Here is a 22,506-nt window from a genome sequence, read left to right as displayed (position 1 = left end):
GTCAAGACGCGTCCATGCAAGCCGATTCGGTGACCTCCACCTCGGCGGTGCCGCGCCACCAGCGCCCGTCCGAGGTTTGCACCAAGGCCATCACCTCTTGCGAGCCATTCAAGCGCACCCGTGTGGCCACCTCGGCCCTGCCCGACCAGGGGCCCAGTTCAAATTCGGCGATCACTGGGCGTGGGTTGCGGTTGGATAGCAATACCACGCGGCGCACATGGTCGCGATCGGTCATGGGGTTGTCCACCCGCACACTCATGGGCACCGACAAACCGTTGTCAGCCAAGCGCGGGGTGACCACCCTCACCCGCTCTGGCGTGGGCGTGCTGCCGCCGGTGAACGGCCCATACAGTTGCGCCCAATCCAAGTTGGCGGGCGGGGCCTGCGCCCTGGCAGGAACCGCCGCCCAACCCACACAGGTCACCAAGCCGCCCAAGCCCTGGCGCCGCGACCAGCCACCCAATTTGGCCTCAGACAATGCGCAAACCGTGGTTCTTCAACGGCAGGTTGCGCACCGGCTTGCCGGTGGCGGCAAAAATCGCGTTCAAGATGGCCGGTGCCACCACGCAAATGGTGGGCTCGCCCACCCCGCCCCAAAAATCAAAGGTCGGGGCGATCACGGTTTCAATGCGCGGCAACTGGCGCAAACGGGCAATAGGGTAGCGGTCAAAATTGGTGTCCACCATGCGCCCATTGGCCACGCTGGACTGGCTTTGCAAGCTGTCGAAGCCATAGGCCACCGAACCTTCCACCTGCGCGGCAATTTGATCGGGGTTGACCGCATGGCCGCAATTGGTGGCCAGCACCAAGCGCAGCACCTTGACCTCTTCCCCTTTGACCGACACCTCAGCCACCGCAGCGGTGTAACTGGCGTAGCCCATGAACTGGGCAATGCCGCGGTGCACCCCCGCAGGCAGGGGCTTGCCCCAGCCCGCTTTGTCGGCGGCGGCGTTGAGCACAGCCAGGTGCTTGGGATGCTTTTGCATCAAGGCGCGGCGAAACTCCAGCGGGTCACGCCCTGCGGCCGCAGCCACCTCTTCCATGAAGCACTCGAGGTACAAACCGTTTTGGTTGGTGTTGACCCCGCGCCATGGGCCCACCGGCACATGGGTGTTGCGCATGGCGTACTCGGTGCGCAAATGGGGCACGGTGTAGCCGAGTTGGGCATCGTGCGGCTCGGTCCAGTAGCCTTGGAGTTGGCGCCTGTCCTTGCCGTCCTTGATGTTTTGCGGTGACAAATAGGCGTTGATCGACTGGCCAGACACGCGCAACTGCAAGCCCAGCAAATTGCCCTGCGCATCCAAACCGGCCTCCAGCTTGCACTGACCAATGGGTCGGTAAAAGTCTTGACCCATGTCCTCTTCGCGGCTCCAGATCAACTTGACCGGCACCCCTGGCATTTGCTTGCCCAGCAAGGTCGCTTGGCGCACATAGTCTTGCTGACCACCCCGGCGGCCAAAACCACCCCCCAGGGTTTGGTTGTAAACCTCGCATTTTTCCAGTGGCAAACCGCTGGCCGTGGACAAAGCGGCCAGCGAAGCCTCGGCGTTTTGGCTGGCCACCCAGACCTCGGCGCGGTAGTCGGTGATCAGCGCCGTGCAATTCATCGGCTCCATGCAAGCGTGGGAGACAAACGGCGTGCTGTACACCGCCTCGACCCGCTTGGCCGCACCCGCAATCGCCTGCGGTGCATTGCCGACATCGATGTCGGCAAACACATTGTTGGTCGAGGTCAAGCCCTCTTTGAGCCGCTCGGCGATGGTGGCGCTGCTCTCTTGGCCATTGCCCTGCTCGTTCCAGACAATCGGCAAGTCCAGCAACGCGGTTTTGGCGCGCCACCAGTTGTCGGCCACCACGGCCACGGCGTTGTCGTCCACCTTGTAGACACCCAAAATGCCTTTGCGACCTTTGAGTTTGGCCGCTTCAAAGCTGACCAATTTGCCACCAAACACCGGGCTGGCTTGGATGGCGGCATACACCATGCCGGGCAAGCGGGTGTCGATGGCATAGTTTTGTTTGCCCATCACCTTGGCCGCGGTGTCCAAGCGCTTCATGGGCTTGCCCGCAATCTTCCATTGGCGCGGGTCGCGCAACACCAGGGTTTTGGGGTCCGGCGGGGCAATTTGGGCCGCGGCACTGGCAACTTTGCCGTAAGTGGTTTTGCGCCCCGATGCAGCATGGGCGATGACCCCTTTGGCCACGGTCAATTCACCCACTGCCACGCCCCATTGGTTGGCGGCGGCTTGCATCAACACGGTGCGGGCTGCGGCACCGCCTTGGCGCATGTAGTCCTGCGAGCCACGCACGCCACGGCTACCGCCGGTGGACATGTCGCGCCACACCCGTTTGCGCGCCAGGTTCTGACCGGGCGTGACCATTTGCACCTTGACGCGCGACCAATCGCATTCGAGCTCTTCGGCGACCAATTGGGCCAAGCCGGTGTGGGTACCCTGCCCCATTTCTGCGCGGGCCACGCGGATGATGCAGCTCTCGTCGGGCTGCACCACCACCCAGGCATTGACTTCAGGCGCCGCACCCGTTTGGGTTTGCGCTCCAGCGGGCCAATGAAAACCCACGGACAGGCCTGCGCCAGCAGCGGCGCTGCTGACCACAAAAGCACGGCGGGACAAACGGGGGCTTGATGTGTGTTGTGTCATGGTCATTCCTTTCAGGCCTGGGCCGTGGGTTGTTCGACCACGTCGCCCGCATCGCTGACCATGTGGATCACCGACCCGACGCCTTTGCCGGTTTTGGCCGCCAAATGGATGGCCGCACGGATGCGCTGGTAGGTACCGCAGCGGCAGATGTTGGTCATGGCTTCGTCAATGTCGGCATCGGTGGGTTTGGGTTTTTTGCGCAGCAAGGCAGCCGCAGCCAGCACCTGGCCCGACTGGCAGTAACCGCACTGGGGCACGTCCAGCGCTTTCCAGGCCATTTGCACCGGGTGCGTGCCGTCTTTGGACAAACCTTCGATGGTCAACACCTGGCTGCCCACGGCTGCAGAGACAGGGTAGGAGCAAGACCGCATGGGCTCGCCATTCACATGCACGGTGCAAGCGCCGCATTGGGCAATGCCACAGCCAAATTTGGTGCCCATCATGCCCAACTGGTCGCGCAGGACCCACAACAGCGGCATTTCGGGTTCGACGTCGACTTGGTGGCTTTTGCCATTGATGCTCAGTTTCAACATGCGGAGATCCTTGGAGGTCAAAGGTGAGCACCTTAGGGGATGACCTTGGATTGGTCAATCCGTGCAATTCCCAAATGGCAAGCTCAGGAACCATGGCCCTGCACTGGCAACCAACGCGGAAAAAGCCTCCCCGAGAAGACTTTACCCACTCGCGCTCAACTGTCAGCTTGTACCTTGGCGTCTTTCACCACACGGGCCCATTTTTCTTGCTCGGTGGCGATGAATTGGCTGAATTTTTCAGGGGTTCCGCCGCCGTCTTCGGCGCCGTATTGCTCGAACTTTTCTTGCACATCGGGCATGGCCATGACGCGGTTCATGTCCTCGTTCATGCGCTTGACCATGGCCGGGTTCATGCGTGCGGGGCCCACCAGGCCATACCACGTGGTGGCATCAAAACCCGCGAAACCTTGTTCCTCCATGGTCGGCACACCGGGGTGTCCTTTGGCGCGCTTGCCACGGGTTTGGGCCAAGGCCAGCACCTTGCCCGCCTTGACATGCGGCGTGGCCGAGGTCATGGTTTCAAAACAATACTGCACCTGGCCACCGATCAAATCGGTCAAGGCGGGACCAGACCCCTTGTAGGGCACATGCAGGGCCTGGATGCCGGCACGCAGCTTGAACATTTCCAGCGCCAAGTGCTGGGCCGAGCCACCACCGGCCGAGGCAAAGCTGATCTTGCCGGGGTTTTGCTTGCACAAATCCACCAACTCTTTGACGGTTTTGGCTGGTTGCTGGGTATTGCAAATGAGCAAATTGGGCGTCACACCGACCAGCACCAGGGGCGTGAAATCGCGCTCGACCACGTAGCCGAGTTTGGGTTGCAAACTGGGGGCGATGGCATGGCTGTTGATGTGCGCCATCAGCAAGGTGGTGCCGTCGTTGTTTTGTTTGGCCACATGATCGGCGGCGATCACGCCGGCCGCCCCGGCTTTGTTCTCAATGACCACATTCACATTCCACATGGCTTGCAGCTTGACCGCCATCACCCGTGCCAAGGCGTCGGTGCCGCCGCCAGGGGGGAATCCCACCACGATGCGCACATTGCCCGTGGGCAGGGTTTGGGCGCGCAAATGGGGTGCGGCCACGCTGGTCAAGAGGCCAGCCGCGCCAGTTTTGATGAGGGTTCTGCGTTGCATGATGTCATCCTTTGTTGTGATGGGGCCCACGCCTCACGGGGCACACCCTATGGGTTGGCTTGAACACAGACCATTATGGCGAAATTTGCAAAAACCAAGACAAATCAGTCAGTTGGCACCCATGCCCGGCCCCCAAGGGGTTCAAGCCAAAAAATTGCATTTCGCCCTATATTTTTGCCAACTCGCGCCGATCAATGAAGGCCATCGTCCTGCACATGGCCTTTGCCATGGGTGGCAGGGCAGCGCAAGCCGGTGGCACCATCCATGAACTTGCGCCCATCACACCCCACTCCCTCCACCTACCGGCGGTTGATCGCCGGGGTGGGCGTGTCTCTGCGACAGATCCTTGGCTTGGGGTGGCTGGTTTGGGTCATTGCCAGCCCGGCCCAAACCCCTGCGCCTGCCCCGGCAGCACCGAGCCGCTTCGACCAATGGGTGCAATACCCGCCCAAGCCCGTCAACCCGGCCATGCCCAGCGCTTTGGACAGCAGCGACAAAAAAATCAATTGGGTGCGTTTTGCAGCGCCCACGGACACCCCGACCAGCACGGCAACAACACCAGCGCCTACTGCCGCCGTACCACCCCCCACGGCCACCCCCGCCGCTCCCGCATCCACCACCGCCTCGACGGCACAGCCCGCCACAGAGCCCGATGTGCCAGTGGTCAAGGGTTTTGAATTCAGCGGCATCAGTGTGTTCAGTGCCAGCGATTTGACGCAAGCGCTGCAAGCTGTGGTGGGCACACCGCTGGACATGAAGAGCCTGGAGCAAATCGTCACCCTGCTCGACCAACACTACGCCAGCCGGGGTCGGTTGGGGCGCTCGGAAATCCCGCCCCAAGACATGACCGATGGGCTGATTCAGGTTACGGTCCGAGAGGGCCGCTTTGCCCGGGCGGTGATCGAGCCCGAACCGCACCCGCGCATCCCCCCCAAGTTGGCGGTGGATTTGGTCGAAACCGCGCAACCCAAAGGGCAAGTGGTCGACCTCGAAGCCCTGGACCGCGCCACCTTGCTGCTGTCGGAGCTGCCGGGTGTGTCGGCCCAAATGAGCCTGCGCCCCGGCGAAAAAGAAGGCGAGACCGAGGCCGTGATCCGCCTGGGCGACGCCCCTGCCACCGATGGCAGTGTGACGCTTGACAACGCAGTCGTCAGTGCCACCGGTGCGACGCGCACCATTGGCCAACTCAACCGGCATGGCCTGTGGGGCCGGGCTGAAACGGTCAGCCTGATTTGGATGCACACCGAAGGCAGCGAATTCCTCAAGCTGGGCTACAGCGAGCCTTTGGGCAGCGCGGGCAAGCGCATGGGCTTTCATTTGTCGGGCAGCAAATACCAATTGATCGCACCCCAATATGCATCCCTCAACCCCAGTGGGCCGGCCAACTCCGTCGGCCTGGACTTGAGCGTGCCCTGGCTGCGCTCGCGCGCGGCCAACGCCAGCACGCAATGGGGCTACGAACACAAAAATTTCCGCAACGACACCACGGCCGGCTTGGTGTCGGATTACAAAATCGACTTGATCAGCGCCACCACGCAAGGGCAGCGCAGCGACGACTGGATGGGTGGAGGTGAATCGGCAGGCTCGGTGCAAACGCTGGTCGGCCATGTGGATTTGAATGGCTCACCCAACCAAGGCATGGACGCATTGACCAGCCAAACCGCAGGCCTTTATGCCAAATTGCGGGCCATGGCCTCGCGCGTGCAGCGCCTCAATCCCCGGCAATCGGTGGTGGCCACGTGGCAAGCCCAGTTGTCCAGCAAAAACCTGGACGGCTCTGAAAAATTCTTCATGGGCGGCTCGCAAGGCGTTCGCGCCTACCCGACCAACGAAGGCGGCGGCAGCCAAGGCCAGTCCTTGAACCTGGAGTGGCAACATCTGTGGACCCCCGGCAAACAGCGCCTGACGCTGTCGGCTTTTTATGACATCGCCACCATCGATGTGAACAAGTTCAATGACTTTACCGGTGGCGCCAGCCTCAACACCTATGCCTTGCAGGGTGGTGGTTTGTGGCTGGGCGGGCCTTTGGCCCACGGCTGGGGAAAACCTTTGCAATGGCGCTTGACCTGGTCACGCCGGATGGGCGTGAACCCCATGGCCTCGGCCAGCGGCTTGGACCAAGACGGTACCTACCGCTGGGATCGGTTATGGTTCAACCTCAACCAGCCTTTTTGACCACCTCAGCACATGATCAAAAAAGCCCCACCCATGAAGCCTGAACACGGCGTCGCGCCCCGGCGTTGGGCGCAGGCTTGGGCCTGGGCCATGCTGGGCTTGACCACGGGCAGTGCGCCCACATGGTCGCAGACCCCCCCAACCATCTCGGCCACCCAACTGCCCCAAGGCGGCAAGGTGGTGGCGGGCACGGCCACCATCGGCCAAAGCGGCAACAGCCTCAACATCAACCAGTCCAGCAACCGCGCGGTGCTGAACTGGAACAGCTTCAACGTGGGTGCCCAAGCCCAGGTCAATTTTGTCCAGCCCTCGGCCAGCTCGGTCACCCTCAACCGCGTGCTCGACACCCAGGCCAGCCACATCTTGGGCCGCATCAACGCCAATGGCCAGGTGTTTTTGTCCAATCCCAACGGGGTCTTGTTTGGCCCCACCGCCCAGGTGGATGTGGGTGGCCTCTTGGTCACCACCCATGGCATTGGCAACGACGACTTCATGGCCGGCAAATCCAGCTTTGAGGGCACGGGCAAAGCCGCCAGCGTGGTCAACCAAGGCCAATTGCAAGCCAGCCTGGGCGGCTACATCGCCCTGCTGGCGCCCCAGGTGCGCAACGAGGGCGTGATCGTGGCCAAAGAGGGCACGGTGGCACTGGCTGCGGGCGACAAAGTCACTTTGCAATTTGCCGGACAAAGCCTCACCGCGGTGCAAGTTGACCGCGCCGTGGTGGACGCTTTGGTGGACAACCAACACCTGGTGCGCGCCGAAGGGGGCTATGTGGTGATGACCGCGCGCAGCGCCAACGCTTTGCTGCAAAACGTGGTCAAAAACACCGGCAGCGTGCAAGCGCCCAGCCTGGTCAACCGCCAAGGGCGCATCGTGCTCGAAGGCGGCAGCCTGGGCCGGGTGGAGGTGGCCGGCAGCTTGAGCGCCACCGGCGACAAAGGCCTGAGCGGCGGCTCGGTGCTGGTCATGGGCGACCAGGTGCAATTGAGCCCCGGCGCGGTCATCGACACCTCGGGCGACAGCGGCGGCGGCCAGGTGCTCATCGGTGGGGGGTGGTCGGCGGCGATAGGGCCGGTGGGCAAGTCCTCCAGCGTGAGCCTGGGCGACGACGTGACCATCAAAGCCGTCGCCACGGGCACAGGCAACGGGGGTTACATAGAGACCTCGGCACAAAAGCTGCAAATCGCCGCCAGTGCCAAGGTTGACACCTCGGCTCGCAATGGAACCTCTGGGCAGTGGGTGATTGACCCGGTGGACATCACCATTGACGACAGCTTGGCCGGGGCCATTTCGACCGCTTTGAGCAGCGGCAATGTCACGGTCAGCACCGACAGCGGCAACACCCCAGACACCACTTCGGGGGAAAGTGCGGGCACCGGCAACATCAACGTCAACAGCTCTATTTCGTGGTCCGCCAACTTGCTGACCCTGAAGGCGGCAGACAAGCTCTACATCAACAGCATCTTGCGTGGCACGGGGTCTGCCAGTTTGCGCTTTCACATGACCCATGCCAACGGATTGGAAAACGTCTACATCAAGGCACCGGTGTATTTGCCTGCGGGTGACAGGATGTCAGCCCTGGAAGGCTCCAGCGTGAGCCCCATCAGCATCAAAGTCATCACCAGCTTGGGCTCCGAAAACAGCACAAGTGGCGCTGATCTGCAAGGCATCAATGGCAACTTGTCGGGTTGGTTTGCCTTGGGGGGGGACATCAATGCCAGTGCGACAAGCACATGGAACGGCGGTGCAGGATTTTTGCCGCTGGGCAACAACATCACCCCGTTCACGGGGGTTCTGCTGGGTCTGGGCCACACCATCAGCGACTTGTCCATCAACCGCCCCAGCGCCAATGACGTGGGCCTGCTGGGCAAATCAACTGGCCATGTATCAGAGCTGGGCCTGGTCAACGCCAACATCGCGGGGGCGAACAATGTCGGTGCCCTGATTGGTTACAACGGTGGCACGGCATGGGTAAACTTTTCCACGGGTCAAGTGCGGGGGCTTACCAAGGTCGGTGGCTTGGTCGGCACTTTGGGTGACAACGGAAAAGTTCGCAACAGTTATTCAAGTGCGAATGTGTCGGTCATGAACTTGGCGGATGCGGGCGGTCTGATTGGCTTGGTCAATGTGGGCACGGTCTACAAAAACTATTCCACTGGCTCGGTGTCGGTGGTTGGCGCGGGCACACCCACCGGCGTCGGTGGCCTGATCGGTCGGCTGGGCACGGGCGCACTGGCGCCCGTGGATGTGAGCAATGCCGGGTTTTGGGACACCACTTTGTCGGGCCAGGCGATCTCGGCAGCCGGAACGGGCTTGGTCACTGCGGCCACCAAACGCTACAGCAGTGGCCTGGATCAATTTGCCCTGAATACCGACTATTGGCAGAACTACTACAACAAAACAACGCCTTTGTTGAAGGCGTTTTTGACGCCGATTTCCGTCTTTACCGGTAACGACAGCAAAACATATGACGGTCAGGCCTATACCAGCAACACTGGCTACAGCGTTTCAACGGGCACCAACGCTTATTTTTTGGGCCATGGCGATTACCTGTACAAGCAAGGCTCCGCCACTGTCACCCCAGTGAATGCGGGCAGCTACAGCATCGTTCCTGATTTGTACAGCACCGATAACCGCGGCTACAACATCACCGTGGTCGACGGCACCTTGACCGTCAACCGCGCCAACCTGACCCTGACAGGCAATCGAGCCTACAACGGCAGCACCGCCATGGCGGGTGCCAACTTGACGGCCACCGGTGTGAATAGCGAAACCTTTAGCGTCACCGGTGCTGGGGCCGATGGCAATTTGTCCTCGCGCAATGTGCAAGCAGCCAATTTATTGGCCAGTGTCACTGGTTTGAGCTTGGGCAGCTCCAGCAACGGGGGCTTGAGCGGCAACTACAACGCCTTGGGCACCGCCAATTCGGCGGTGACCATTACCGCCAAGCCCGTGACCCTGACCGCCCCCGTCATCAGCAAAGAATATGACGGCAACAACAGCTACACACCCAGCGCCAGCAACTTGAGCACGCTGGGCAGCCAATTGGGCGTGGTGGGTGACAGCGTGAGCGCGGCCACCATGTCCTTCGACAACAAAAATGCCGCTTATGGCAGCAAAGTGGTGAGCCTCAGCGCCGCCACCGTGAGCGACGGCAACAGCGGCCAAAACTACAGCTTGACTTATGCGAGCAACAGCACCAGCACCATCACCCCCAAGGCCTTGACCATCACCGGCATCACCGCCGCTGACAAGGTCTACAACGGCTTGACCACCGCCACCGTCAGCACCTCAGGCGTCACCAACGCTGTGCTGCAAGCCAATGGCCTGGTGGCGGGTGACAGCGTGACCGTGAGCGCCAGTGGCAACTTTCGCAACGCGACCAACACGGCCAATGACAAAAACGCGGGCAACGCCAAGATCGTGGCCTTATCGAGCACCTTTGGCGGTGCAGATGTCGGCAACTACGCCATCACCGGTCAATCCACCACCACGGCCAGCATCAGCGCCCGGCCCTTGACTGTGACGGGCCTGAGCGCCAGCGACAAGTCATATGACGGCTCCAGCACGGCCACCCTCACGGGCACAGCCACCGTCACCCCCCTCATTGGCGATGCTGTGGTCTTGCAAAATGGCCAAGGCCAATTTGGCACCACCGCAGAGGGCACCAACTTGGCGGTCACCGCCAGTGGCTTTCAATTGACGGGTGCCGACGCGAACAACTACCAACTGACCCAACCCACGGGCTTGCGAGCCAGCATCACACCGCTGGACCTGACCCCCTTGCGTTTGCCCTTGACACCCCAGGTCATGGCCGCCTTGACCAGCCAACAAGTGGCGGGCTTGAGCCCCGACCAAGTCAGCTACCTGAGCACCGAGCAATTTGGCGCTTTATCGGCTTCCCAGCTGGCCAACTTGAGCCCAGCCGCCTGGAGCCGTGTCTCCACCACCAGCGTGGGCAATTTGACTCCGGCGCAAATCGCCAGCATGCGCGCCGATGCCTGGGCTTATTGGCTGGCCAGCCAGGTGCGCGTGCTCAGGCCGGACCAGCTCCAAGCGCTGACCACCACCCAGCTGGCGGGCTGGGGCAACACCCAGTTGCAGGCCATCGACAACACCCAATGGCAAGCCCTGAGCCTGCAGCAACGGCAAAGCCTGACGGCGACACAAATCAGTGCCTTCAGCCCCAGCCAAGTGGCCACATGGTCCAACAGCACCCTGAGCGAGCTCACCAACACACAGCTAACCGGTTTGAGCACCGCCCAGATCACCCCATTGACCACGACCCAAGTCAATGCCTTCACTGCCAGCCAATGGCCAGCCTGGAGCCGCAGCCAAATCGCGGCTTTGACCAAAACTCAAATCGCGGCACTCACACCCAGCCATTTGTCCCTGTGGTCAACGGCTCAACTCGCTGCTTTGAATGCAGCCCAAGTGGCTGCCCTCAGCTTTGATCAACTGAATGCCTTGAGCAGCACCCAAAAGAGCCAGTTGGCGGCCACTGGGCAATTGCAGCAATGGCTTGGGACCGAGGTGGCCCGGGTGCAAGCAAACGCCACAGCCACATCGGCCAACCGGGCCCTGGCTGTGACAACCACTGCCACCACGTCTTTGTCCCGCGCTGCGGGCCTGGGCTCCTACCTGACCTATGGCGCCAGCAAGGACGCCCAGGCTTTGATGGTGGTCACCAGCGAGCGCCAAATCAGCCAATTGAGCACCCCAGACGTGCTGTCCTTGCAGACCACACAGCTCAGGCTGATGAATGGTGCACAACTCGATACGCTGGTGCAAAACCACGGCCGCAGCTTGCTCTCCACCCAGTGGGCCAGCTTGAGCGCTCAACAACTGGCCAGCCTGTCACCCCGCATCTGGGCCACGCTGGACCGCGAGGTGCTGCAAAATCTCAGCCCGCAACAACTCAGCATGTTGACGCTGGAGCAGGTGTTGGCCATGAGCCCGGCCCAGTTGGGGTGGATGACCGCATCGCAATTGGTGGTGTTCAACCGAATTGCCTTGTCCGCACTGAGCGTGAATCAGTTCAAAGCCTTGGTGAGCAACAAACTGTCTGCCCTGCAGCCTGAGCAAATCCAAGCCTTGACACAGCCCCAATGGCTGAGCCTGTCGCGCACCCAAATCCAAAGCCTCACACTGCCCCAAATTCAGTTGCTGAGCCCAGCGCAATTGGCCGCTTTGCCGCCACAGCTGTGGCAGGCTTTTTCGGTGGAGCAAATCCACATGCTGGCCCCACAAAGTCTGGCGCGCATCGATGTGAACTCGCTCAACATCGTGCTCAAACATCTTTTGCCGCACCAAATCCAAGCCTTGGACCCCAGCACACTGATTCAATTGGAAGTGCGGCAACTGGCCACGCTCACGCCGCTGCAATGGACGGCTTTGTCACCCAACCAGATCGCGGCATTGAGCTTGGTGCAACTCAATGCCTTGACACCCATCCAACTGCAGGGGCTCAACCCCAACGCTTTGACATTGCTCAGCGGACCGCAACTGGCGGCGTTGAGCCCGTCCCTGATCGCCAGCTTCACCGCATTGCAATGGCAAAGCTTCAGCCCGGTGCAATTGCAAGCCTTGCAAAGCAATCAGTTGGCCTCACTCGGCGTGGCGCAATTGGAAAGCCTGAGCCCACGCGTTTTATTGAACTTTTCACCCGCGCAATTGAGCACCATGAACGGGGCCCAATTGCAGGTGGTGCAAGCGGCCAGTGGCAACTGGCCTGTGCTGACCATGAGCCCAGCACAAATTGCTGCCATGGGCGTCAACCAAATCCAAGCTTTGGGCGTGGCCTCGATGGGTTTGCTCACGCCAGCACAGGTCGCCGCCTTGCAAACGCGCCAACTGCAGGCCCTGAGCTTGGCCCAGTGGCAAGCCATGTCACCGGCTCAACTCGCGGCCTTGAACCCGGAGCAAATGAACGGCCTGTCGATCAACGTCCTGCGCGCTTGGAGCCTGGGTCAAGTGGCCGCACTCAGTCCCCAGCAAGTGCAGGCCATGTCGGTGAACACCTTGGGAGCCTTCACACCCGCTCAATGGCAATCCCTATCGCCCAGCACGTTGGCCGCCATGACGGCGCAGCAATGGGGCGCGGTGAGCACCGAACAAATGGCTGCCTTGACCACGCTCCAATTGGCAGGACTGCCTGCGCAATCGCTGGCGCAATGGCGACCTGCACAAATCCAAGCCCTGAATTTGGTGCAAATCGGAGCGCTCACGCCAGCGCAAATTACATCGCTCAACCCGGGGCAATTGCAGTGGCTGACACCCGCCCAGTTCAGTGTGATCACCCCACAGACCCTGGCCCAGTTCACCCCACTGCAATTGAGTGCCTTGACCCCCGTGCAACTGGCATCTTTCAGCCCGGCCCAAGTCAATTTGTTGACGCCGCTGCAAATGCGCGCCTTGGCCCCGATCCAATTGCAAGCCTTACAGCCCGCGCAAATCGTGGCCCTGCAATCGCTGCAACTCAACGGGCTGACACCTGCACAAATTCAGTCGTTGTCGCCCCTTCAATTGCAGGTGCTGACGCCCACACAAGTGGTGGCCCTGAACCCTGCGCAATTGCAGGCTTTGTCGCCCACCCAGTGGAACGCCCTGCGGGCTGACAACATGGCCGTGTTGAACGCGGCACAACTGCAGGCCTTGAGCCCGGCCTTGGTCGCGTCTTTCAACCCGACACAAATCACCGCCTTGCTGCCAGAACAAATCAGTGTTTTATTGGCGCCACAGGTGGCTGCATTGGGCACGGCACAAATTTGGAGCCTGAGCAATGCCCAGTTGCAAGCCCTCACACCGGCCCAAATTGGTGCCATCCGCTCGGTGGACTTGGGCACTTTGCTGCCGCTGTTGCGCGCTGAACAAATCCAAGGGCTGAGCAAGGTGCAACTGGCCAGCATCCAACCCAGGCAGTTGAGCCAACTCACCAACGCACAAGTCCAGGCCGTGCTGGCCGTGCGCTAAAGCCGCTGGTTATCATCCATGCCGCGCGGCCAAGGGCCGCCGCTTTTTCATGACAGGGCCTCAGCGCCCTGAATACCCAACCCACCGGAGACCCGCCAGCATGCTGCACTTTTATTACAACGCCGCCCCCAATCCCATGAAGATTGCCTTGTTGCTTGAGGAATTGGGCTTGCCCTACGAGGCACACCCAGTGGACACCCGCAAAGGCGAGCAATTTGCACCCGACTTCCTGCGCATCAACCCCAACGGCAAAGTGCCTGCACTGGTCGATGGCGATACCGTGGTGTTCGACAGCAATGCCATCTTGCTGTACCTGGCTGACAAAACCCAGAAGTTTGTGCCTGCCATCAGCGACAGCGCGCAGCGCGGCACCATGCTGTCGTGGTTGATGTTCATTGCTTCGGGCATTGGCCCGTATTCAGGCCAAGCTGTGCACTTTCGCAACATGGCGCCCGAACCCAAGGAATACGCCCTCAACCGCTATGACTTTGAAGCCCATCGCCACTGGCAACTCATCGAAGACCGTTTGGCCAATCACACCTATATGCTGGGCGAAACCTATTCCATCGTGGACATGGCGTTTTGGGGTTGGGCGCGTTTGCTGCCCATCGTCACCGGCATGAAAGACGAAACCTGGACACGCTACCCCCACACCAAACGTTTGATCGACGCCATCAACCTTCGCCCCGCAGCCGCCCGCGCCGAGAACATCAAAACCCGCCACGCCTTCAAAACCGAGTTGGATGACGAGGCGCGCAAGTTCATGTTCCCGCAAAACGAGCGGTTGAAGAAAGCCTGAAACCGGCACTCTTATCCCCAGGTTGGCCAAACAAGCACAGCCCCCGGCTGGCAGCCAGGCTGAAAAAAAGCCCCGGTGCGCGAGCAACGGGGCTTTTTGAATGGGGCCAAAGGTTGACGGTTTGGGGCCCGCCAACCCCTTCAAACCACCTTCAAGCCAGTGCTTTTTTCACCCGCTCGGCCACCAAGGGGTAGCGGCGGATGCGAACCCCCGTGGCGTCAAACACCGCGTTGGCGATGGCGGCGGGGAAGCACACGATGGCCGGCTCACCCGCGCCGCCAATGGGCTTGTCGGGGCGATTGATCAGCACCAAGTCGACTTCGCCAGGCACGTCATTCAAGTTGGCGATGCGGTAGGTGGTCCAGTCCACGCTCTTGACACGCTTTTCATCAAAGTGCACTTCCTCGTGCAAGGTGCGGCTGATGCCTTGCATGATTTGGCCCTCCAGTGCTGCACGCACCCCTATTGGGTTGACCATCATGCCGCAGTCGTGGCCGATGCTGACTTTTTTGACCCAAATGCGACCGGTTTTTTTGTTCACCTCGACCTCGCAGGCCACCGCTGCATAAGAGCCGTAGCCTGTGTGCAAGGCCAAGCCCCAGCCGGTGGACACATCGCCCTTGGTCGTGCCCTTTTTGCGGTTGGGCCAGCCCATGCGCTCAGCAGCCACCTTGACCACCTCGATCTCACGCGGGTCTTGCAGGTGCTTGAGGCGAAAGTCCACTGGGTGCATGCCAGCGGCGTGGGCCACCTCGTCGATGAAGCTCTCTTGACCAAAACGGGTTTGCATCTCTTGCGGTGCCCGCAAGTGTGCCGTGCGCATGGGTGAGGCTTCTTGCAGGTAAGGCGGCACCGTCTCCCACCAGTGCACATGGTTGTTGAACTTGTAGCTCTCTTCGGGCACGTTGAAGTTGTAGGCATTCCACTTTTTGTGCCCGGTGAGCATGCCCACCAACACATGCTCGGGGCTTTCGCCGGTGAAGCGCACGTCCCATCCATTGAAGCCTTTGGCCTTGAACAACCAGCCGTTGACTTGGTTGTTGGCATCCAAACCAGCCTTCATGCTGATGATGGCGGCCGGGGCTTTGGGGTCCCAAGCCGTGCCTTCTTCGCGCGACCACTGCATGCGCACGGGTCGGGCAAACGCCTGGGACAGCAAGGCGGCTTCGTAGGGGGCCTCGTCGCCATCGCTGCGACCGTAGGAGCCGGCACCATGCATCCACTTGACCTGCACGTTTTCAGGGGGGATACCCAAAAACTTGGCAATGCCCATGCGCAAAAAGTGGGGCTTTTGGGTGTCGGCCCAAATTTCGACCTTGTCACCGCGAACGTCAACGACGCCACAAGACGGTCCTATGCGGGCATGTGACTGGAACGCACATTCGTAGTCGGCTTCAAGCACCTTGGCCGAAGTGGCCAAAGCCGCCAGGGTGGGCTTTTCGTCCCAGGCCTTTTTGCCGCCAAACATGGGGATGGCATTGGCCGCTGTCGGCGTGGCTTGGCGAATGTAGTCGTAGACCTTCTCTTCACCGCCGGTGAAGGGACCCGGGACATCGGACCATTTGACCTTCAAGCTGCGCGCTGCACGCACTGCATTCCATTCGGTTTCGGCCACCACGGCCACAAAGCCCCCTTTGACAAACGATTTGGCACCCTTGATGTGGGCAATCGACGCATCGTCCACACCCAGGGGTTGGGCGCCAGCCACGGGCGGGCGCACCGCGCGGGCGTGCAACAAGTTGTCGGGCCGGATGTGGGCGGTGTAGTGCTCCTTGCCACTGACTTTCAAGGCAATGTCTTTGCGCTTGAAGCCCTTGCCCACAATTTTGTACAGCGAGGGATCTTTGGGTTTGGCCTTGCCATTGACGTTCAATGCGTTGCCAATTTGTTTGTTCCACTCCATGGGTGTGGAAAAGGCTTTGCCACCGATCAGATCGGCATATGTGACCGATTTGCTGGTGTCGGCCACGGCAAACACCCGGCCGTTGTCCACCGACAACCCAGCGACATCCACGCCCAACTTGAGCGATGCGGCATCGAGCAACACACGGCGGGCTTCAGCAGCGGCATTGCGCAAAGGCACTGCCCCCAATCGCAAACCGGTGCTGCCACTGCCACCGCCTTGGTTGGGCGACAAACGGGTGTCACCCATGGTGACGTGGACTTTGTCCAGCGCCACGTCCAATTCGTCGGCCACAATTTGGGCCACCGCCAGATCAATGCCTTGGCCGCAGTCCATCTTGCCGAAATTGGCCACCACGCTGCCATCGGCAGCGATGCGGATCCAGGTGTCCAAAGCGGTGGGCGGTGGGCCCACCAAGACCGGGGCAGCGGCTTGCGCAGCGGCGTCGCCCACCATCACAGCCCCCGAAGCCCCGACCACCAAAGCGGCCTGGGATTGCAAAAAATCGCGGCGATTGAGATTCAATGTGTCCATGTCGTCCCCTTTAAGCTTTGGCCGTGGCCATGTTGTCGCGGGCTTTTTTGACCGCCCGCAGAATGGCGATTTGGGTGCCGCAGCGGCATTGCACGTTGGCCAAACCTTGTTGAATTTGGGCATCGGTGGCTTTGGGGTTTTTCTCCAAAATGGCCACAGCATGCATCACCCATCCGTTGGCGCAGTAACCGCATTGAGCGGCCTGCTCTTCGACAAAAGCGGCCTGCACCGGGTGCAGTTGGCCGTTTTTCTCCAATCCGTCCAGGGTGCGGATGGGCTTATTGTCCACCGACGACGCGGGCAGCACGCAAGATCGCATCGGTTGGCCATTGATCAGCACCGTACAGGTGCCGCACTGGGCCACACCACAGCCAAACTTCGGGCCTTTGAGCTTGAGCGCGTCGGTCAGCGCATATAGCAAGGGTTCGTCTTTTTCCGCCTCGACGGCGCGAACGACCCCGTCAACATTGAGTTTGTAATTGGGCATGTTGTCTCCTTGGTTGCCAACAACATATTGACCACTTTGTTGGCTTTGCTCATTGGGACAAACCCAAACACCCGCCACTGGTGATACTGCAAAGGTCACCCAAGCGACAAACTCAGGCCCATTCGGAAATCTCAATCAGGTTCAAGTCGGGGTCGCGCACATACACCGACCGGATGGCGCGGGTGGCGCCGGTGCGCATCACCGGGCCCTCGATGATGGGCCAGTTTTGGGCCTGCAAATGGGCGATCACCTCTGACAAGGGGCGATCGGCGATGAAGCACACATCGAGCGCCCCGGGCACGGGCAAATGGGCTTTGGGCTCAAACTCACGCCCTTGCACATGCAAATTGATCTTTTGCGAGCCAAACTTAAAAGCCTTGCGCTCCACTGGCGGGGTGCCGCCGACAAACGACTCCAGCCGCATGCCCATGACCCGGGTGTAAAAATCCACACAGGCGGCCTCGTGGTGGGTGGTCAGCACCAAATGGTCCAAATGAGCGATCATGGTCAGGTCTCCGGTCTGGCTTGGGGAAAGGCGTGAATTTTGCCCCGAAGCGACAACTCAACCACAGGGTCAATGCGGTTGACGCTGCCCGGGGTCGTGGCTAGCATGGCCTGCACCGCCTGATCAGGCCCCCTTTTCATCACTCAACCGACCGAGACCTGCCCATGAAGTACCTGCAACGCCTGTCCCAATTGTTGACCTTGGCCACCCTCAGCCTGTGCGGCGCTGCTTGGGCGCAAGCCAACTACCCCGATCGCACCGTCAGCCTGGTCGTGCCTTTTGCCGCAGGCGGCCCCACCGATGTGGTGGCCCGCATGCTGGCCATCCCCATGAGCAAATCCATAGGCCAAACCGTGGTGGTGGAGAACACCGTGGGCGCGGGTGGCACCCTGGCCTCACAACGGGTGGCGCGCTCGGCCCCCAATGGTTACACCGTGTTGATCCACCACACTGGCATGGCCACCGCACCGGCCTTGTACAAACGCTTGGGGTTTGACCCGCTGAAAGACTTTGACTACATCGGCCAAGTGGTCGATGTGCCCATGACCTTGTTGGGACGCAAAGATTTTCCGGCGAATAATTTTCAAGAGTTGCTCACCTACATCCGCGCCAACAAAGACAAAGTCTCCTTGGCCAATGCCGGATTGGGCGCGGTGTCGCACCTGTGCGGCTTGATGTTCATGAGCCAAGTGGGCGTGGAGCTGACCACTGTGCCCTACAAAGGCACCGGACCGGCCATGAACGATTTGCTCGGCGGCCAAGTGGACTTGCTGTGCGACCAAACCACCCAAACCGTGCCCATCATCAAAGAAAATCGCGTCAAAGCCTATGGCGTGACCACCCTCACCCGCTTGTCCAGCCTTGGACAGTTGCCCACCTTAGATGAGCAAGGGCTGAAGGGCTTTGAGGTCAAGGTCTGGCATGGTATGTATGTGGCCAAGGGAACGCCCGCACCCATCATTGAGAAAATCAACACCGCCTTGCGCTTTGCTTTGCAAGATCCCCAAGTGCGCCAACGCCTGACCGATTTGAGCTCGGACGTGCCAGCGGCCGACAAGCTGACACCGCGCGGCTTGCAAACCCATTTGGAAGCCGAGATCAAAAAATGGACCCCGGTCATCCAAAAAGCGGGCATTTACGCCGACTGATTTTTCTCATTCACCCACACCACAAGCACCATGGCACGCCAATTTGTTGACCTCTCGATTTACCTTGAAAACGACGTGTTGAGCGATCCGCCGGGTTATGCCCCGCAGATCAAGTACCTCAACCACGAGCACACCTACGAGCAAATCAAACCCTTTTTTCCGGGATTGAAAAAAAAGGACCTGCCCGATGGTGAGGGCTGGGCGATCGAGATGATCCAACTCACCACCCACAACGGCACCCACCTGGATGCGCCCTACCACTTTCATTCCACCATGGACAAGGCGTTGGGCGACAAACGCGCGGCCACCACCATCGACGATGTGCCCCTGGAATGGTGTTTTCAGCCCGGTGTGAAGCTGGACTTTCGCCACTTTGCCGACGGCTATGTGGTCACCGCCGAAGACGTGCAAGCCGAATTGGCGCGCATTGGGCACCAACTTTCCCCGCTGGAGATCGTCATCATCAACACCAGCGCTGGCAAGCGCTATGGCAACAACGACTATGTGTCCAGCGGTTGCGGCATGGGTTACGAAGCCACGATGTATTTGCTCGAGCGCGGGGTGCGCCTGACCGGCACCGACGCTTGGAGCTGGGACGCGCCCTTTGTGCACACCGCCAAAAAATACGCCGAGAGCCAAGACGCCAGCCTGATCTGGGAAGGCCACAAGGCTGGGCGCGACATCGGCTATTGCCACATTGAAAAACTGCACAACCTGGAGGTGCTGCCGCCGGCCGGTTTTTACATCAGCTGCTTTCCGCACAAAATCCGCGGCGCATCTGCCGGTTGGACGCGGGCGGTGGCGATCTTCGACGACGCCTTGATGGCGGCGCCCCGCTGAGACGGCCGGGGCAAGCTCAACTGTCGTAAGGTACCAAGCCGCTGTGGGCCGACTCGTCCTGAGCCAGGCATCTCACAGCCCGAGCGGTTGATGCCGCACGCCGGACAGTGGCTTGCACAAAAAATGCTCGCTGCGTGTGGCCGCGCAATGGCTGCACGTCATGAACGGCGGCGAAACCTTTCACCGGGTGGTGTGATCCACCCTTCACTTGCTTCAACGGAGTCCAACCATGGCCACCCCTGTTTCCATCCCCAACCCTGTCATGGACCGCATGCGTGCTGGTCAGCCCGCTTTGGGCATGACGGTGCGCTTGGGCCACTCGGGCGACATCGTGCGCATTGCCAAAGCCACGGGACACGACTTTGTGTTCATCGATGTGCAGCACTCGCTGTTCAACCTCGAGACCATTGGCCACATGGCCCAGGTGGCGCTGGGTTGCGGCATTGCCGCCCAAGTGCGGGTGCGCAGCGTCGACGACCCCAATGTGTCGGTGTACCTGGACAACGGCGTGACGGGCATTGTGTTTCCCGATGTGAACAACGCCCAAGAGGCGCAACGCGCTGTGAATGCGGCCAAGTTCGCCCCGATTGGCAAGCGCTCGGTGTGCGGTGGCTACCCGCACTTTGACTACGCCGCAGTGCCGCTGACCCAGAGCGTGCCCGCCTTGAACGACGCCGCCTTGGTGGTGTGCATGATCGAAACCGTGGAGGGCCTGCGCAATGTGGAGGCCATTGCGGCTGTGCCTGGTGTGGACGTGATCCATGTGGGCTCTAACGACTTGCTGGTCAACATGGGCAAGCCCGGTCAGTTTGACGACCCGGAAATCATCGCCGCCCAAGAGCGCGCGATTGCCGCAGCCCAAGCGCATGGCAAGTTTGCGGGCATTGGTGGCAACCGCGACGTGCAGCGCCAAGTCAAGGCCATCCACAAAGGTTGCCTGTATGTGACCACCCAAACCGACATTGGCTTTTTGAGCGCTGCCGCCAACCAGTGGACACGCGGCGTGCGCGAAGCCCTGGGTCAAACCCCGGCTTGAGGCGCTCGATGGCGACAAAAACTCACGACCATCCCACAGCGCACCCCATGCCTGCGCTGGCCTGCGATTGCCATGTGCATGTGTTTGGCCCTTTTGACCGTTTTCCGCTGTGGGCCGATCGCGCCTACACCCCGGGTGCCGCCTCGATCGAAGACCTGATGGCTTTGCACCAAGGCTTGGGCATCGGTCGCGTCGTGGTGGTGCAGGCCTCGCCGCAAGGCAGCGACAACCGCTGCACCGTGGACGCCTTGCAGCGCATGAACGCCCTGGGCCACGGCGCGCGTGGCGTGGCGGTGATTGACGAGAACACCAGCGACAGCGAACTTCGCGCCATGCACGCCGCTGGCGTGCGCGGTGTGCGGGTCAACTTGGAATCGGCCGGTTTGCACGACCCCCAAGTGGCACGCCGCCTGATGCAAGCCGCCGCTGAGCGCGTGGCCCCCTTGGGTTGGCATGTGCAAACCTACACCACCTTGGATGTGATCGCCTCCCTGCACGACACCTTGATGGCCCTGCCCACCCCCGTGGTGATCGACCATTTTGGCCGCGCCACTGCGGCCAAAGGTGTGGCGCAAGAAGGCTTTGCGGCCTTGCTGTCCTTGGTCGAATCGGGGCAGGCCTGGGTGAAACTCTCGGCCGCGCACCGCATCTCAGACCTGCCCGACTGCGAAGATGCGCGCGCCATTGCCCAGGCCTTGATCGCTGCCAACCCAGATCGCATGATGTGGGGCACCGATTGGCCCCACCCTGGCGCGTGGCCGGGTGTGCCGCGCCAGCGCGAAGCCATGGAACCCTTTCACCCCATCAACGATGCGCGGGCCTTGCAAAGATTGAGTGAATGGACAACCGCCGACCTGTGGACGCGCATCCTGGTCGACAACCCGGCGCGTTTGTACGATTTTTCAGCTTGATTGCCACTTTCAAGGGAGATGCCCTGAAACATCTTCGGCCGCGCTGTGGCCAAGGCCTTTGCCCAATCCAACCCATCAAAGGCGGCGATGGCACCGCGCAAAACCAGGTTCGCCATCTCGTCAGAGACGGCTCAGATCAGGTATTCAATCTGTGCAAAGGCCGCCAAGATGGGGCGGACAAGCGCGGGATGGTCATGGACCGGATGGCCTTCAGGGGCACGCGGCCCGTGGATTTTTTCGGGGTGGTTATTGGTCCAGCCATTGGCAAATGGGCTTCCATTGGAGCAAGTCCTTGTCCACTTTCGAGGGGGCGATGTCAAACATCGACAAACCATGGGCCGCCAAATGCACATAGTATTGGGTATCGCGCAAATAACTGATGACCGGGATGTCCAAGGTGGCGGTGAACTCGCGCAGCTTGCCCGCTGAGATGGTGCGCTGGTCCACCCGCATGCCAATGATGCCCAACTCGGTGTGTTGTTCTTTGGCCAAAACCCGCAGTTTTTTCAAAAACTCGTGGGTGGCGAACATGTCAAACACGCTCGACTGCAGCGGCACCAACACCTTGTCGGCCTTGGAGATCAGATTTTTCAACCGCCAACCGTCCACCCCACCAGCGGTATCGACCACCACATGGGTGATGCCTTTGGGTGGTTTGGCATTGATGACCAGGTCGGCTTGCAAATCCCAGGTGCGGATTTTGGGCAGGGTGTCTGGGCGCAAAGTCAGCCAATGGCGCGAGGATTGTTGGGCATCGGTGTCGCCCAACATGACCTGGCGGTTGGTTGACGCAAAATAGCCAGCAATGTTGGTCGACAAGGTGGATTTGCCCACGCCACCTTTTGGATTCACAACCACCACAATTGTCAT

Annotated in this window: 15 protein-coding genes; 7 read left to right on the top strand and 8 right to left on the bottom strand. The window is 60.7% G+C overall.

Features of this window, described 5'->3' with window-relative positions; all coding sequences use genetic code 11:
* Window position 1: 1 nt before the first annotated feature.
* The 4 genes from AC8GFZ_RS11445 to AC8GFZ_RS11430 all read right to left on the bottom strand — a co-directional run bounded on the left by AC8GFZ_RS11445 (window position 2) and on the right by AC8GFZ_RS11430 (window position 4,326).
* Window positions 2-478: a thiosulfate oxidation carrier protein SoxY gene (locus AC8GFZ_RS11445; protein ID WP_506645011.1), complete on the bottom strand. Its 477-nt coding sequence runs from the start codon at window positions 476-478 to the stop codon at window positions 2-4.
* Window positions 471-2,657, bottom strand: a complete 2,187-nt coding sequence (locus tag AC8GFZ_RS11440) for a xanthine dehydrogenase family protein molybdopterin-binding subunit (protein WP_506645010.1) — start codon at window positions 2,655-2,657, stop codon at window positions 471-473. The genes AC8GFZ_RS11445 and AC8GFZ_RS11440 overlap by 8 nt, the downstream gene beginning before the upstream one ends.
* 11 nt (window positions 2,658-2,668) lie before the next feature.
* Window positions 2,669-3,190: a (2Fe-2S)-binding protein gene (locus AC8GFZ_RS11435; protein ID WP_506645009.1), complete on the bottom strand. Its 522-nt coding sequence runs from the start codon at window positions 3,188-3,190 to the stop codon at window positions 2,669-2,671.
* A gap of 155 nt (window positions 3,191-3,345) precedes the next feature.
* Window positions 3,346-4,326 carry a Bug family tripartite tricarboxylate transporter substrate binding protein gene (locus tag AC8GFZ_RS11430; protein WP_506645008.1) on the bottom strand — a complete coding sequence of 327 codons (981 nt, stop codon included), beginning with the start codon at window positions 4,324-4,326 and terminating at the stop codon, window positions 3,346-3,348.
* A gap of 264 nt (window positions 4,327-4,590) precedes the next feature.
* Between AC8GFZ_RS11430 and AC8GFZ_RS11425 the strand changes: the two genes are divergently transcribed.
* The 3 genes from AC8GFZ_RS11425 to AC8GFZ_RS11415 all read left to right on the top strand — a co-directional run bounded on the left by AC8GFZ_RS11425 (window position 4,591) and on the right by AC8GFZ_RS11415 (window position 14,272).
* On the top strand, window positions 4,591-6,501 hold the full coding sequence (locus AC8GFZ_RS11425; protein ID WP_506645007.1) for a ShlB/FhaC/HecB family hemolysin secretion/activation protein: 1,911 nt from the start codon (window positions 4,591-4,593) through the stop codon (window positions 6,499-6,501).
* A gap of 12 nt (window positions 6,502-6,513) precedes the next feature.
* Window positions 6,514-13,473 (top strand): two-partner secretion domain-containing protein, encoded by a 6,960-nt coding sequence (locus tag AC8GFZ_RS11420; RefSeq protein ID WP_506645006.1) that lies wholly within the window; start codon window positions 6,514-6,516, stop codon window positions 13,471-13,473.
* Window positions 13,474-13,573: 100 nt separating this feature from the next.
* Complete coding sequence (locus tag AC8GFZ_RS11415; protein WP_506645005.1) at window positions 13,574-14,272, top strand: glutathione S-transferase family protein; 699 nt, start codon at window positions 13,574-13,576, stop codon at window positions 14,270-14,272.
* Window positions 14,273-14,423: 151 nt separating this feature from the next.
* On the opposite strand, the gene AC8GFZ_RS11410 is transcribed toward AC8GFZ_RS11415, so the two are convergent.
* The 3 genes from AC8GFZ_RS11410 to AC8GFZ_RS11400 form a co-directional block, all read right to left on the bottom strand.
* Entirely contained in the window at window positions 14,424-16,709 is a 2,286-nt protein-coding gene (locus tag AC8GFZ_RS11410) for a xanthine dehydrogenase family protein molybdopterin-binding subunit (protein ID WP_506645004.1), read from the bottom strand.
* A 10-nt stretch (window positions 16,710-16,719) separates the two neighbouring features.
* Complete coding sequence (locus tag AC8GFZ_RS11405; protein ID WP_506645003.1) at window positions 16,720-17,196, bottom strand: (2Fe-2S)-binding protein; 477 nt, start codon at window positions 17,194-17,196, stop codon at window positions 16,720-16,722.
* 112 nt (window positions 17,197-17,308) lie between these two features.
* Window positions 17,309-17,701: a VOC family protein gene (locus tag AC8GFZ_RS11400; RefSeq protein ID WP_506645002.1), complete on the bottom strand. Its 393-nt coding sequence runs from the start codon at window positions 17,699-17,701 to the stop codon at window positions 17,309-17,311.
* Between the two features lie 164 nt (window positions 17,702-17,865).
* On the opposite strand from AC8GFZ_RS11400, the gene AC8GFZ_RS11395 reads away from it, so the two are divergent.
* The 4 genes from AC8GFZ_RS11395 (at window position 17,866) to AC8GFZ_RS11380 (ending at window position 21,636) form a co-directional block, all read left to right on the top strand.
* Window positions 17,866-18,849, top strand: a complete 984-nt coding sequence (locus AC8GFZ_RS11395) for a tripartite tricarboxylate transporter substrate binding protein BugD (protein ID WP_506645001.1) — start codon at window positions 17,866-17,868, stop codon at window positions 18,847-18,849.
* Between the two features lie 30 nt (window positions 18,850-18,879).
* On the top strand, window positions 18,880-19,689 hold the full coding sequence (locus AC8GFZ_RS11390; protein ID WP_506645000.1) for a cyclase family protein: 810 nt from the start codon (window positions 18,880-18,882) through the stop codon (window positions 19,687-19,689).
* Window positions 19,690-19,918: 229 nt separating this feature from the next.
* Complete coding sequence (locus AC8GFZ_RS11385; RefSeq protein WP_506644999.1) at window positions 19,919-20,725, top strand: HpcH/HpaI aldolase family protein; 807 nt, start codon at window positions 19,919-19,921, stop codon at window positions 20,723-20,725.
* A gap of 8 nt (window positions 20,726-20,733) precedes the next feature.
* Entirely contained in the window at window positions 20,734-21,636 is a 903-nt protein-coding gene (locus AC8GFZ_RS11380) for an amidohydrolase family protein (RefSeq protein WP_506644998.1), read from the top strand.
* A 246-nt stretch (window positions 21,637-21,882) separates the two neighbouring features.
* On the opposite strand, the gene AC8GFZ_RS11375 is transcribed toward AC8GFZ_RS11380, so the two are convergent.
* Window positions 21,883-22,506, bottom strand: coding sequence for an AAA family ATPase (locus tag AC8GFZ_RS11375; protein WP_506644997.1), 624 nt, complete (start codon window positions 22,504-22,506; stop codon window positions 21,883-21,885).

Origin of the sequence: Limnohabitans rimovensis (SeqCode) (assembly GCF_965234775.1) — a bacterium.
Classification (GTDB): Bacteria; Pseudomonadota; Gammaproteobacteria; order Burkholderiales; family Burkholderiaceae_C; genus Limnohabitans; species Limnohabitans rimovensis.
The sequence above is the reverse complement of the archived record's forward strand: the minus strand, read 5'-3'. Positions and strand labels throughout refer to the sequence as shown.